Raw genomic sequence first — 12,187 nt, 5'->3', positions numbered from 1 at the left:
TTTTGAAATCACAAATTGTGATTCCAGACGGTTGCCATGACGAACCCGAACACCCTGCCCAGCACACATGAGGTCCAAAGCGCCATTCACCGGGTGCGCGGCACCCGTGTGGTGCTGGCCGAGGATCTGGCACAGTTCTACGGAAAATCCGTCAGCGCTTTCAATCAGGCGGTCTCGCGCAACAAGGACCTGTTCGAGGGCTATCGCTTTCAGCTGACCGATACCGAGGTCGCCGATTTGCAATCACAGAATGTGATTTCAAAACCCAAGGGGCGCGGCGGGCGGCGGGTCAATCCGTGGGTCTATACGGATTACGGTGTGGCCATCGCCTCGGCCCTGTTCAAGGACCCGCGCGCGATCAAGATCACCCGGATGATCACCGAGGCCTTTGTTGATGGTGCAAACGCTCTGGCCGAAACCCCGCGCAGCGTGCCGGAAATTCTGCCGCCCGAGAATGCCCCCGCCCCGCTGCTGCCCAATGGCGAGCAACTGCGCGATCTGGCCGAAAACATCCTCGATTCCGGCCAGCAGAGTCTGGTCGACTACATCGCCAACCCCACCACCAAACGGCAACAGGCCGTAGCGATGATCATGAAGACCCTGGCCGAAACAGCCGGGGAAGAGGTGCGCACCCAACAGGAACGCCTGCGTCTGAGCATCGCCGAGCGGTTGGCAACCGGTGACTACACCGATGATGACGACCGCAAACGACTGCTGGAATTGCTGCACGCGATGAAGGGTTAAACCCCCAGCTCGGCCCGCATCTTCTTGGTCAGCTTGGCCACGACCAGATCATAGGACGTCACGATATGCTCACGCAATGAGGCATCGCTCATGCCGCGTTCTTCATAGACCTGCAACCATTTCATCCCGCGCGATGCCAGATAAGGCGCTGGGCGGATGCCGGGCTCATCGCCCAGCACCTCAAACGCCAGATCGGTTGCCTTGAAGGTGAACGCGTCGCGCCCGTCGTTCCAGCCGCAGATCGCAAAAACCTTGCCACCCACTTTCCACACATCCGCATTGCCCCATTGCACCACGTGGTTGGTGGCTTTGAAGCTGGCGCAGAAGGCGTTGAATTCATTACGGGTCATGGCCCCAACTTTGGCGACAGATCAAAATTATGCAAGCGCCGACGCAGCAATCAGCCGATCACGGCCGCACAAACTTGGCGGTTCCAACCGTTCGTGATGGGCGCGCGCCAGCCTGTTGCGGAACCGTGTCGGAAACCGGGGTGGGCGCGATGGTTTCGCAGGCAACCCCATCGCCATCGGGATCGTTGCGGGGATGATACCCTGGCCCTCCGACCAGAAACGGCCCCGGCACAACCGATTCAACTGCATCACACCCAGCCAGGGCAATCAGATGGATCAGGGCCTCTTCACGTTCAAAGCCGGATGTGCGCAGGTAAACGGCCACAACAATACTCAGTGTCGTCAACGGCAGCATAAGTACCATGATCAGTATCCGAACCGGAGACAAAGCGCGTTTGCGCAAGGCGTCTGCACGTTTCTGGCGCCTCGATACCTTGGGGATTATCGTATCTGTTTCTAGCTTGGGCTTGTCGACTGGCATATCCTTCACCTAACCCGGATTTGTGGCGAAACCGAGGCCCGGGCACAACCGGCAACAAGGCCTCGCACCGGGCAGATGAAGCAGCTATGTTTGGCCCGTTGCAGACATTCCGGGACACATCAGCCATGGCCAAAGCCAACCCCTTTCGTCCGGTCGATGATACGGCCCGCAGTTTGGCTCGCGGCCTGATTGAAGACACAACTTATGGGGCCCTTGCCACCTTGCAACCGGGCAAAGCGGTGCCCTCGGTATCGCGTATCGCTCTGGCAACGGATGCGGACAGCGGGTTGGTGACACTGATCTCGACGCTGGCGGATCACACGCGCGCCCTGCACGCCAATCCGGCCTGCGCGTTGCTGATCGGAGAGCCCGGAGGGACAGGTGATCCCCTGACCCATCCACGTTTGACCCTGCACGCCGAGGCCGGTTTCGTTGCGCGTGATAGTACAGAACATAGCCGCCTGCGCACAAGGTATCTGGCCTTGCGACCCAAAGCGAAGCTCTATGTCGATTTCACCGATTTCGGCTTTGTTCGGTTCAAGATTTCGGAGGCCTTGTTGAATGGCGGCTTTGGCAAGGCCTGGCGCCTTGCCCCTGCCGATCTTGTGCCCGATCAGCGCACCACGTGAACCGCGCAGGCGGCGTGGCGGACCACATGGTTCGCAGTTGAACCCAGAAGAAGATCCTGCATACCCGGCCGATGCGAAGCCATGATGATCAGGTCCGGCTTGTGGGCATCCGCCCAGTCCAGAATGGTACGTCCGGAATGCCCTTCGATAACCACACCCTTTGCGTTGGGTAGCTTCTCCGCAAGTTCATCCAACTCAGTCTGAATCGCCTTGCGGGCTTCGTTCAGGTATTCGGGCGGCATGTAGGAGATCGCATAGTTGGGGATGTGCTCGACCACATGCAACAAAGTTACCTGAGCGTCCGGCGTCGACAGTATCTCGGCCAGTTTGAGGGGGCCGGAGATATCCCGTTCGGCATCGAAAGAAATGGGAACAAGAATGTTATGATACATGAAGCGCACCTCCGTTTTCCTGCATCCACTTTGGGCGGAGCCGGGTGTTAAGGCTTTGATCCAAGTCAGGAACTGCCAAATGTTTCAGCCACGTCATACATCACCGGCTCAAAGCTCTTGCAAAGCTCGTTGATCTTGCGATTGCGGTCGCGCATTTCAGGGGTGCGCAGCATGGCCAGAAAATCCTCGCGGCGTTCCCACTGTGAATAATTGGCAATCCGCGTCTGGGCGTCGTTCACATGCAACCCGGCCGAGATAAATCCCGGCTGCTTCGAGATGAACTCGGCATAGGCGTCGGTCAGCGCCTCCAACAGATCGTGGCAGGTGCCGGGCGTCATTTCAAAGGTGGTGATAACTGTCTGGACGCTCGCGCTCTTGGAAATCTTCGGCATCTGGATTCTCCTTATTGTTTCACAAGCTTAACACAGGAATTGCAAAGGTCTCGTGTTTCCTTTGCAGCCGACGCCTCTTTGCCGGTTCTCAAAAAAATGAACGAATTACTAACCATCCGTTAACCATGCTGGCGGATTCTGCCCGCATGTGCCGGATCGTCCTTCTTTTGTCTCTGCTGCTTGCTGCCGCTCCGGCATTGTCCGGGGCGTGGCTGCGGGAAAAGGGATCGGCATTTACCGCGGCTTCGGTGACCGCCTTCAGGGACCCCGGTGGTGCATATGACTACAAAACAGGGCTATACGCAGAGTTTGGATACAGGCCGAACCTGACAATCGGGCTGGATTTCGAGGAAAACCGCGACCTCTATGGCCACGCGCTTCTGTTTGCCCGGCTTCCCGTGGCCGATTTCGACAAATGGGGGCGTTTTGCGGCCGAGTTCGGGGCGGGTGCCCATCACAGGCACCGGGACGCCAGGGCCATGTACAAGCTGACCCTCTCTTATGGCAAAGGGTTCCAGATCGGTTGGGGGAACGGTTGGGTGGCCGTCGATACCGCTTTGGAATTGCGCACGCATGACGCCTTGTATCGCAAGCTGGATATCACGGCGGGTCTGTCCGGTGACCGGCTACTGAACCCGCTGATACAGATCGAAACAGCCTATACGCCCGACCATTCGCTGTTCTGGAGAGCCCGGCCTTCGGTCATGATCCGAACGAAGAATAGTTCGGCAACGTGGGTGCTGGGGCTTGAGCGCAATGATGCGCGTAGCGATACGGGGCTGAAGTTGGCGATCTGGAATGAGTTCTGAGACAGGCGAACCAGCCGCCCCATGACAGGGCGGCCAGCCTAAAAATCAGCGCTCCATTCGCACGATCACGGAAACCTCTCCGCTCAGAGCTTCGGGCCAGCGCAGGTTGACCGCGTTATTCGATGCGCCCTGCTCCAGCTCTACATATGGGTTAGCGAAGGTCAGCGATCCGAAAACCGTTCTCAATGGCCCCAGAACCGTGATCGCATCACAGCTGCGTGCAAGACCGCCGAACGGTAGCTGCCCCGAGGACTGGACGGTCCAAGCCTGAGATGCGGAACCTTGAGCGTGCCTTATCCGCAAGGGGTTCGAAACTTTCTGGTCTACCCCGTGGAACGTATTGTTCTCAAACGTCACATTCCGGTGTGCATATTTGTTCAGATCGGCATAGGTGGTGTCCACCCGCTCCACCCGGGTAATACTACCGCTTGTTGAGCGGAATTTGTTTCCGGTCACGACCACACCGTTCAGGAAATGCCCCGCACCATAGGGGCGGATAACAATATAAGTGAACCAAGACGCAACTTCGCTGGAGTAGAAGATATTGTCGGTGATGGCCATCGAACTGAACGAGTACCCCGCAGTATACACCGGGTTGGCATCCCTTTCGTTGGTCCACTGGATCGAGCAGTTATCAACATAATTTCCTGAAATGGTCGAGCTGTTATACGTGCCGATCATGACCAAACCGGCGCTGCGAACACCCTGTGGAATACTGTCGCCTTGGAAAAAGTGGTTCCCCAGGATCATATTGTTGGTGCCGCCCAAAATGGCAAAGTGCCGGAACCGCACCGCCCGGTTGTGACGCAATTTGACGTCATTGGCGGTGGAGTTCAGCGCGATCGAAGTGCGATCCTCCACATTGAAGGATTCTTCGGTGGACAGGAACTGGCAATTGTCGATCAGCATGCCCTGACATCCGGTCCCGATCGACGTGATGCCCCGATCCTTGGGGCGGCTGATGAAACAGTTCGTCACGGCAAAAGTACTGCCTGACGGAGCCAGACGGATCGCGCTGCTGCGGCCGTTGCACTGGAACTCAATCTCTTCCATCCCGAACTTGCGCAGCGAGCTAAATCCACTGAAATCCAGCAGGTATTTGAAGGACTGGAAGGTAAAGGTCTGCGTGCCGGCCGCATCATACAGCGGGGCGTTCAGCGTGATCTCACCTGCGCCCTCGTTCTTGGAACGGACATAGATTTCACGCCCGACACCGCTTCCCTGCACCAGCGCACCAACCGGAATATTGGCCACGTTGGCAACATTTACCAAACGGGTGGGATCATTCGGGTTGTAGGTCGCAACCGAGGTGAAAGTCTCGGTATCCCAGGCTGAGCTGCTCTGAACGTCGAACTGGCCATTACGGATTACACGGCGTGTCGAGAACCCGCTTTGCCGGTTTGGTACCGCCGCAGCCATGTCGATGGGTTCGCTGACTGAAATCTTGCGCCCCCCCAGATCAAGCGATTCATGGTCTGAGTTGTTCAGCAATGCCTGAAACGCCTTTTTGAAAGCCAGCGTTTCATTACCAAAAGCGTTTATATAGGTCGGCAAGTCGAAATTCTTGGTCAGCAGCAGCATCTTGTCTTCGGGCATCGATACAGTGCCTTCAAAATCCATCTCAGACGCCATCGACGTGTTCTGCGCCAACAGATAGGTGCCCTCGGGCACGAAAACCGTGCGCCCATTCGCGGCTTGATCCGCTGCCTCGAAGGCCGCCGAGTCATCCGCCACACCGTCACCGACTGCACCGAAATCGCGCACATCGACGAGGCTGATCAGATTACGCAGGAACACGCCGGTGATATCCGTGATCTCGATATCGTCGACCCGGATGACGGCCCCGTTTGCACCATCGATATCCAGCCCGAAATGGCCGTACAGCGCCTGCACACCCCAGGGCATGTCTACACCGGGGCGCTGTCCGGTGCCGACAATTGCGGTAACCTCATGCACCGTGCCATAGCCTGAAAGCTGCGTGGCCGGGCCCTGCTCGGCCACGCCAGTGACCTGCACGTCGCCGGCGCCACCGGCCCAGCCGGCGATGCGCACTTCGGGCAACGGGCCACTGATCGCTTTGACCCGCGCCTTGATCTGCAGATAACAGCCCGGCAGCAGCAGCGTCTGGCCCATATAGCGCAAACGTTGGGTGGCGCTGACCTTCAGGATTTCAAGACAGCCGCCGAAATCCGCATCGGCCGGAACAAACGCGCCGGTGCCCGACCCGTCATAGGTCGGCGAGCCCGGCGTTCCATCGCCGCTGGACCAGACGTTCAAACCGTTTGCGAAAGCAGGCGGCATGAACACGATGCCGTCGGTGATTGCCTTATTCATAGAAATCCCTTTCCCAATCGCGCGAGCGGTGACCCGCTACGCGCATAAACCCAGTGCCCGGGATCGCGCGCCCCGAACGCAAAAGTCTGAGTACCGAATTGGGATTAACTGCCACTCACGCCACCGTGACGGTGGTGTTGCATCAAGTTGCAGGGTCGGAGTTTCCCAGCAACTGAACGCCGTTGATCTTCCAGCCGTTTTCTAGCGGCACCATCTGATAGTCCAGAATGTGCACCCGGCCCTCACCGTCGGTGATCATGACCTTCTGCCACAGTTCTCCCGCGACTTCGCGCAACTCCAGAAAACGCACATCCGCAGGCCGCCATACCATCGGATAGCCACGTCTGACCATCACCCCGAAATTCTCGGGTGTTTGGAACAGTTGCTGAATAGAGGGGCTGGCGAAGGTGAAAGCAGCGGCGAAATCATCCGCTTTGAAGGCCTGTATCTGCGCCGATATATTGGCCTCGATCTCGGCGCTTTGGGCAAATGCGCCCGACGCCAAACCGGCGCTCAGGGATATGGCAAGCAATAAACGACGCATGGGGCTACCTCCTGTTGAAAGGGTAGCCCCACGTGGTTTCAGGTCAAATCAGACCAGCTCTCCGGCCAGCGCCTTGTCGATCAGTGCGATGGTTTCGGGCACGCCATATAACGCGATAAATCCGCCGAAACGCGGGCCTTGAGATGCCCCCAGCAGTACTTCGTACAAAGCCGTGAACCAGCCTCGCATCGGGTCAAACCGCTCACGCCCGACGGAGTAGACCACGGATTGCAGCGCTTCGTCTTCAATCGGACCATCATAAGCCACAAGCGCGGCTTTCAGTTCTTCCAGCGCTTCACGCTCCTGATCGGTCGGCGCGCGGTGCTGGCGGGTTGGTTTGACGAAATCATTGAAGTAACGCACCGCAAACCCCGCCGCCTGATCCAGATCGGGGTGCGTTTCGGCCGTGGCTTCGGGCGCGTAGCGGCGGATGAAGCCCCAAAGCGCCTCTTTGTCCTCGGCCCCGGAAACCGAAGCCAGGTTCAGCAGCATCGCAAATGGCACCATCAGCGTGGATGCAGGAACGTTGCCGCCGTGGATATGCCAGACCGGGTTGTTCAACTGCGCCTTCAGATCCTGTCCCGGATAGGCGCGTAGCTGCTGGTGATATTCGTCATAGGCTTTCGGGATCACATCGAAATGCATCCGCTTGGCCGTCTTGGGCTTCTGGTACATGAAATAAGCCAGCGACTCGGTCGGCGCATAGGTCAGCCATTCGTCGATCGACACTCCATTGCCGGACGATTTCGAGATCTTCTGTCCGTTCTCATCCAGGAACAGCTCGTACGAAAAGTGTTCCGGCGCGCGACCACCCAGTGTACGGCAGATCGCATCATAAATTTTCTCGTTGGTCGCATGTTCCTTGCCGTACATCTCGAAATCGACGCCCAGCGCAGCCCAGCGTGCACCAAAGTCCGGCTTCCACTGCAATTTCACGTTGCCGCCAGTGACAGGAACGGTCCATTCTTTGCCAGCCTCATCGTCAAAGGTGACGGTGTATGTTTCAGCGCAGACCTTTTTCATCGGCACATACATAACCCGCCCACTTTCGGGATGCAGCGGCAGAAAGATCGAATAGGTCTGCTGGCGCTCCTCGCGCAGGCTTTTGAGCATGATCGCCATGATCTCATCATAACGCTCAACCGCGCGTTTGAGGATCTCGTCAAACTGCCCAGACTCGTAGAATTGCTTGGCTGAGTAGAATTCATACTCGAAACCAAAAGTATCGAGGAACCGCCGCAGCATCGCGTTGTTATGCTCACCGAAGCTGTCGTATTCACCAAACGGATCAGGTACCGAGGTCAGCGGGCGCTGCAGATGCTGCTCCAGGATCTCTGGGTTCGGCACATTGCTGGGCACTTTACGCATTCCGTCCAGATCGTCCGAGAAACAGATCAGCTTGGTCGGGATGTCCGACAGCGCCTCGAACGCGCGCTTGACCATCGTAGTGCGCGCGACCTCGCCAAAGGTGCCGATATGCGGCAGGCCCGAGGGGCCATAGCCGGTTTCGAACAGCACGTACCCCTTTTCCGGAGCCGCTTTCTGATAGCGTTTGAGCAACCGACGCGCCTCTTCGAAAGGCCAGGCCTTGGACGACATCGCGGTTTCACGCAGTTCAGACATCAGATTTGCTCCATCGGGAAAAACAGCGCCGGTCGCCGTTTGCAACCGACCGGCCCCTCCTATTGTGCCGGTGCAGCATGAGTCAATAAACTGCAGGGTATTTCCTGAATGGAAGGTCGTTTTACGCGGTCAACTGGTCCAGTTTGGCGGCCCAAATGAAGTCATTCTCGCTAAGACCGCCTATTTCATGAGTGGTCAGTTTGACGTCCACATAGCCCCAGCCAAACGATACATCCGGGTGATGCCCCTGCTGATCGGCCAGCCAAGCGCAAAGATTGGCCAGATAAGTCGCCTTGGCGAACCCTTTGAACTTGTAGTGGCGGCTGAGTTCCTTTGCCTCTGTGTCCAGATTCCAGTCGGACGAAAGTTCCGCCATGTGGGTGTTTGCCTCGTCCCGGGTCAGGGCCGGGACACCTCCGGAACAGGGCACACAGGTTCGGTCCGAAAGGCTGCAGGTTTCTCCTGATGTGGTCATGATCCGTTCACTCCGCTGCGGTTGCTTTTTCCGGGAACTTGTTCGGCAGCAACCCAAGGGATTGTGCCTGCTGCACATCCGCCAGCAGATCGCGCTCGGCGGCGGCGAACAGCTCCTCAGGTGAGTTTAACACGAAATAGCCCATCTGGTGCATGTCGATCCGATAGGGCGTGCGCAGGATAGTCAGGACATCGAACGGATCACGGTCCGGAATGTCGCTTTCGACGGCGTAAACCAGTTCAGTAGGCGAGGACGCAAGCCCGGACCCCAGCGCCTTGATCTCTCCGTCCTGCCGACGCAATCCAAACTCGATCGAGAACCAGTAGAGCCGGATCAGCCAGGAATAATCCTTGTCCCCAGCCTGCACCCCGGCCTTGCCGATGGCATGGCTAAAGGCCGCAAAGCGCGGATCGCTTAGCAAAGGGGTATGGCCAAAAATCTCGTGAAAGATGTCGGGCTCTTCGATGTAATCAAAATCCTCGCGCGAGCGGATGAAGGATGCGGCAGGAAATACCCGGTCTGCCAACATGCCAAAGAACGTTTTGAACCCGATCAGTGCGGGCACCGGCTGCACCCGCCACCCGGTCATGTCCAAAAGGCGTTCCGAGATGTCGGCGCAGGACGGCACACGGGTTTTTGGCAGGTCCAGCCTTTCCAGCCCGGCAAGGTAATCGCGGGCCATGTAGCGCTGCACGTTCTTCTCTTGCGCGGCATAAAGATCGGCCCAAACCTCGTCTTCCTCAGTCGTATAGGCGATATGGCCGCGCGCATCAGCCACCTTGGCGACGTATTTGGTCGATTTTGGCATCACTTTTTCCTCCTTGAGGAAAGTATAGCCGCGCGCCCTGACAATTTTGATTTGGTACAGCGTGATATTCTGGGTATTTTGGAGAATATGTATCGCAAAGGTATCAATTGTGAAACAAACGCTTCAACCCGCTGATATTGCCATCCTGCAGCAGTTGCAGACCGATGGCCGTCTGTCGATGCAGGAACTTGCCGACCGCACCGGCCTTTCCGCCTCGCAATGCTGGCGGCGCGTACGCGACCTAGAGGCGTCGGGCGTGGTCTCGGGCTATATCGCTCAGGTGCGGGCTAAATCTGTGGGGCTGAACGCCATCGCCTATGTACACGTCGCCTTGCGCGACCATCAAGAGGACAGCATCACCGCATTCCTGCGGCTGGTCGAAACCGAACCACAGATCGTCGAATGCGCCTCGATCACCGGCGATCACGACTTCATCCTGAAGGTCTATGCCAAAACGCCCGAAGACCTTGAGCATTTCATCATGCAGCGGCTGCTGAAATCCGGGCTGGTCCGCGATACGCGCAGCAATTTCGTGCTGCGCCAGACCAAAACGCGGGGGCCGTTGCCCATTCTGTGACTCAATGCGGCAAAATCCGTTGAACCTGCGCGCCAGCCCTCCTATCGTGCGAGCGCAGAAAAGACCAATCAGGACGACACCATGACCGAACAAGTACCTCACCCGATGTCCCCACAGGATTGCCTTGTCGCGATCATGGTTGCGGTCTCTGCCTCGGATGAGACCATCCGCACCGCCGAGCTGGTCAAGATCGAAGGCGCAGTCAACATGCTGCCGGTTTTTGCCGAATACGATATCGACCGCACGCGCCGGGTGTCGCAAACCGTGTTTGATCTGTTCGAGCAGGAGGACGGGCTGGACGCCCTGTTCGGCCTGATCCGCGACAACCTGCCCGAGCGGTTGCACGAAACGGCCTACGCGCTGGCCTGTGACGTGGCTGCGGCAGATGGATCACTTGCCGAGACCGAACTGCGCCTGCTGGAAGAAATCAGATACGAACTGAATATCGACCGTCTGCACGCCGCCGCGATCGAGCGTGGCGCGCGAGCGCGCCACACCACCTGATCTCAGCTGCCCGCCAGCATCCCCCAGCGCTCGATCAGCGCGCGCTGTAGTTTGCGCGACCTGTTGTTCCAACTGCGCGCGCCGTCGGGACGCTCGCGCAACGCGCGGGGGATCGTCGCGCGGTGATCAACATCAGCGGTGAAAATGGCAAAGGCCAGTTCCGAGCCATCCGGCGCCGTGATAAAGCCGCCCAACCCAGACACGAAATTCAGCGTCCCGGTCTTGGCATCTACCCTGATCGGATGATCCTTGACTGGTCGCCCCTGACTGTCGGCCAGGGTGAATTTTTTCAGCAACGGCCGTAGCGCCCCGTCCTTTCGGGCCTCAACCAAGGCCGTCACCAGATCTGCGGGCGCGACGCGCGACGCATCGCCGAGCCCCGAGTGATCTACCATTGCGATCCCGCGCACACCGTAGGTTTCAGATGCCCAACGGTTCATCTCCTCAGCTGAATCAGCCAGAATCTGCAACTTGGCACCCCGCGCTTTCGAGGCTGCCATCCCTACCATTTCAGCTGTGATATTGGTCGAGTATTTCAGCATTCCTCGCAGGATACTCTCCAGAGGGTCGCTTTGATGCACCACCAGAACTGAGCCCTGCGGCACCTCGCGTGTGATCTGCACACGGCCCAAAACAATTCCGTTCACCCGCGCCAGAGTGCGAAACACGTCGCCCGCATAAAGCGCCGGTTTGCGCACCGGCAACCATCGCGCACCTCCATTTCCCAGTGCACCGTTAGCCACAGTCCAACGATCCTGCCGGGCGCTTGGCTGGTAGGTGTAGATCGGCAAGCTGCGTTTTTCGACGCGCATTGACGCCATATCCACGGACGGCCTGTACCGCGCCGTGCGGGCGTCCATGGTCACATCATACCCGGTACCGTCGCGCTTCCATTCGAAATGTACGCGGTTGAAATTCAAAGAGATGCCGCTTATGGCCGGGCTGTATCCCAGATGGTCCGGCTGCCCGGGGTCGACGCTAAAGATATAAGGCAGCGCACCGTCATAGACCTTGAACGCGCCCTGCACCTCGGTAATTCCGGCCTCGCGCAGATTGGCCGCCAATGCGGCCAGATCGTCGGTATCCAGAAGGGGGTCTCCGCCGCCCACAAGGATCAGGTCGCCCTTCAGCACGCCATTTTCGATCGGGCCATCGGCCATCAAGGTGGTTTCAAACCGGTATTCGGCCCCCAGAACATCCAGCGCATAAAGCGCCGTCAACGCCTTGGCGACACTGGCAGGGGGCAGACCTTGATCGCCGCCAAATTCTTCAAGCTGCGCACCGGTTTGCACATCGGCGACGGCAAAAGCCACCTCGCCTTTCAGCCTTGCGGATTTGATGAGCCGCTCCGCTCCAGTGGGTAGATCCCCCCGAATCTGAGGCCGCAAAGACTGCGCTGGAGCATCAGCCAGAGCCGAGCCTGAAACGACCGAGGCCCCCAGACCGGCAAGAAAGAAACGACGCGAAAGAAGATCAACCATGGGTCAATTAAAATCCCAGAGATCAAAGGCAAACAACCACTGAA

The 12,187-nt window shown here is 58.1% G+C and carries 15 protein-coding genes; 5 read left to right on the top strand and 10 right to left on the bottom strand.

Translation table 11 applies throughout. The features are described 5' to 3' along the window. The first annotated feature begins 36 nt into the window (after window positions 1–36). Complete coding sequence (locus ACR0IK_RS13595) at window positions 37–744, top strand: ORF6N domain-containing protein (RefSeq protein ID WP_480596447.1); 708 nt, start codon at window positions 37–39, stop codon at window positions 742–744. Here ACR0IK_RS13595 and ACR0IK_RS13590 read toward each other — a convergent pair. Both ACR0IK_RS13590 and ACR0IK_RS13585 read right to left on the bottom strand, forming a co-directional pair. Then, window positions 741–1,094 (bottom strand): MmcQ/YjbR family DNA-binding protein, encoded by a 354-nt coding sequence (locus tag ACR0IK_RS13590; RefSeq protein ID WP_480641855.1) that lies wholly within the window; start codon window positions 1,092–1,094, stop codon window positions 741–743. The genes ACR0IK_RS13595 and ACR0IK_RS13590 overlap by 4 nt on opposite strands. 58 nt (window positions 1,095–1,152) lie before the next feature. Next, window positions 1,153–1,575, bottom strand: coding sequence for an excalibur calcium-binding domain-containing protein (locus ACR0IK_RS13585; RefSeq protein WP_480641854.1), 423 nt, complete (start codon window positions 1,573–1,575; stop codon window positions 1,153–1,155). A 125-nt stretch (window positions 1,576–1,700) separates the two neighbouring features. On the opposite strand from ACR0IK_RS13585, the gene ACR0IK_RS13580 reads away from it, so the two are divergent. Further along, window positions 1,701–2,204 (top strand): HugZ family pyridoxamine 5'-phosphate oxidase, encoded by a 504-nt coding sequence (locus ACR0IK_RS13580; RefSeq protein ID WP_480596440.1) that lies wholly within the window; start codon window positions 1,701–1,703, stop codon window positions 2,202–2,204. On the opposite strand, the gene ACR0IK_RS13575 is transcribed toward ACR0IK_RS13580, so the two are convergent. Then, a complete protein-coding gene (locus ACR0IK_RS13575; RefSeq protein ID WP_480596438.1) occupies window positions 2,189–2,596 on the bottom strand; it encodes a universal stress protein in 408 nt (135 codons plus the stop codon). The two genes, ACR0IK_RS13580 and ACR0IK_RS13575, sit on opposite strands and share 16 nt — an antisense overlap. Before the next feature lie 65 nt (window positions 2,597–2,661). Further along, complete coding sequence (locus ACR0IK_RS13570) at window positions 2,662–2,988, bottom strand: antibiotic biosynthesis monooxygenase family protein (RefSeq protein WP_170402482.1); 327 nt, start codon at window positions 2,986–2,988, stop codon at window positions 2,662–2,664. 146 nt (window positions 2,989–3,134) lie between these two features. Here ACR0IK_RS13570 and ACR0IK_RS13565 point away from each other — a divergent pair, with 146 nt between their 5' ends. After that, window positions 3,135–3,797: a hypothetical protein gene (locus ACR0IK_RS13565; RefSeq protein ID WP_480641853.1), complete on the top strand. Its 663-nt coding sequence runs from the start codon at window positions 3,135–3,137 to the stop codon at window positions 3,795–3,797. 45 nt (window positions 3,798–3,842) lie between these two features. On the opposite strand, the gene ACR0IK_RS13560 is transcribed toward ACR0IK_RS13565, so the two are convergent. From ACR0IK_RS13560 to phhA, 5 genes are all read right to left on the bottom strand, one after another. Further along, window positions 3,843–6,131, bottom strand: coding sequence for a glycosyl hydrolase family 28-related protein (locus tag ACR0IK_RS13560; RefSeq protein ID WP_480641852.1), 2,289 nt, complete (start codon window positions 6,129–6,131; stop codon window positions 3,843–3,845). Window positions 6,132–6,273: 142 nt separating this feature from the next. Continuing rightward, the gene (locus tag ACR0IK_RS13555) at window positions 6,274–6,675 is read right to left on the bottom strand and encodes a DUF4864 domain-containing protein (RefSeq protein ID WP_480641851.1); all 402 of its coding nucleotides are present in this window, start codon (window positions 6,673–6,675) and stop codon (window positions 6,274–6,276) included. A 48-nt stretch (window positions 6,676–6,723) separates the two neighbouring features. Then, window positions 6,724–8,298 carry a lysine--tRNA ligase gene (locus tag ACR0IK_RS13550; RefSeq protein WP_480641850.1) on the bottom strand — a complete coding sequence of 525 codons (1,575 nt, stop codon included), beginning with the start codon at window positions 8,296–8,298 and terminating at the stop codon, window positions 6,724–6,726. 121 nt (window positions 8,299–8,419) lie between these two features. Then, on the bottom strand, window positions 8,420–8,773 hold the full coding sequence (locus ACR0IK_RS13545) for a 4a-hydroxytetrahydrobiopterin dehydratase (RefSeq protein WP_480641849.1): 354 nt from the start codon (window positions 8,771–8,773) through the stop codon (window positions 8,420–8,422). A 7-nt stretch (window positions 8,774–8,780) separates the two neighbouring features. Continuing rightward, a complete protein-coding gene (gene phhA, locus ACR0IK_RS13540; RefSeq protein ID WP_480596423.1) occupies window positions 8,781–9,581 on the bottom strand; it encodes a phenylalanine 4-monooxygenase in 801 nt (266 codons plus the stop codon). A gap of 109 nt (window positions 9,582–9,690) precedes the next feature. Here phhA and ACR0IK_RS13535 point away from each other — a divergent pair, with 109 nt between their 5' ends. Both ACR0IK_RS13535 and ACR0IK_RS13530 read left to right on the top strand, forming a co-directional pair. Next, window positions 9,691–10,158, top strand: coding sequence for an Lrp/AsnC family transcriptional regulator (locus ACR0IK_RS13535; RefSeq protein WP_480596421.1), 468 nt, complete (start codon window positions 9,691–9,693; stop codon window positions 10,156–10,158). A gap of 81 nt (window positions 10,159–10,239) precedes the next feature. Beyond that, window positions 10,240–10,662: a tellurite resistance TerB family protein gene (locus ACR0IK_RS13530; RefSeq protein ID WP_170327101.1), complete on the top strand. Its 423-nt coding sequence runs from the start codon at window positions 10,240–10,242 to the stop codon at window positions 10,660–10,662. Between the two features lie 2 nt (window positions 10,663–10,664). Here ACR0IK_RS13530 and dacB read toward each other — a convergent pair whose 3' ends face one another. Further along, a complete protein-coding gene (gene dacB, locus ACR0IK_RS13525) occupies window positions 10,665–12,143 on the bottom strand; it encodes a D-alanyl-D-alanine carboxypeptidase/D-alanyl-D-alanine endopeptidase (protein WP_480596418.1) in 1,479 nt (492 codons plus the stop codon). Window positions 12,144–12,187 lie beyond the last annotated feature (44 nt).

It is taken from the genome of Ruegeria sp. BF7, from assembly GCF_056538605.1.
This window is presented reverse-complemented; position numbering and strand designations above follow the sequence as displayed.

Bases quoted from the DNA above. Each gene is read 5' to 3' on its own strand.
- phhA (WP_480596423.1), bottom strand. From the start codon at position 9,581: ATGCCAAAATCGACCAAATACGTCGCCAAGGTGGCTGATGCGCGCGGC.
- ACR0IK_RS13575 (WP_480596438.1), bottom strand. From the start codon at position 2,596: ATGTATCATAACATTCTTGTTCCCATTTCTTTCGATGCCGAACGGGAT.
- ACR0IK_RS13565 (WP_480641853.1), top strand. From the start codon at position 3,135: ATGTGCCGGATCGTCCTTCTTTTGTCTCTGCTGCTTGCTGCCGCTCCG.
- ACR0IK_RS13590 (WP_480641855.1), bottom strand. From the start codon at position 1,094: ATGACCCGTAATGAATTCAACGCCTTCTGCGCCAGCTTCAAAGCCACC.
- ACR0IK_RS13550 (WP_480641850.1), bottom strand. From the start codon at position 8,298: ATGTCTGAACTGCGTGAAACCGCGATGTCGTCCAAGGCCTGGCCTTTC.
- ACR0IK_RS13595 (WP_480596447.1), top strand. From the start codon at position 37: ATGACGAACCCGAACACCCTGCCCAGCACACATGAGGTCCAAAGCGCC.
- dacB (WP_480596418.1), bottom strand. From the start codon at position 12,143: ATGGTTGATCTTCTTTCGCGTCGTTTCTTTCTTGCCGGTCTGGGGGCC.
- ACR0IK_RS13570 (WP_170402482.1), bottom strand. From the start codon at position 2,988: ATGCCGAAGATTTCCAAGAGCGCGAGCGTCCAGACAGTTATCACCACC.
- ACR0IK_RS13580 (WP_480596440.1), top strand. From the start codon at position 1,701: ATGGCCAAAGCCAACCCCTTTCGTCCGGTCGATGATACGGCCCGCAGT.
- ACR0IK_RS13545 (WP_480641849.1), bottom strand. From the start codon at position 8,773: ATGACCACATCAGGAGAAACCTGCAGCCTTTCGGACCGAACCTGTGTG.
- ACR0IK_RS13530 (WP_170327101.1), top strand. From the start codon at position 10,240: ATGACCGAACAAGTACCTCACCCGATGTCCCCACAGGATTGCCTTGTC.
- ACR0IK_RS13555 (WP_480641851.1), bottom strand. From the start codon at position 6,675: ATGCGTCGTTTATTGCTTGCCATATCCCTGAGCGCCGGTTTGGCGTCG.
- ACR0IK_RS13560 (WP_480641852.1), bottom strand. From the start codon at position 6,131: ATGAATAAGGCAATCACCGACGGCATCGTGTTCATGCCGCCTGCTTTC.
- ACR0IK_RS13585 (WP_480641854.1), bottom strand. From the start codon at position 1,575: ATGCCAGTCGACAAGCCCAAGCTAGAAACAGATACGATAATCCCCAAG.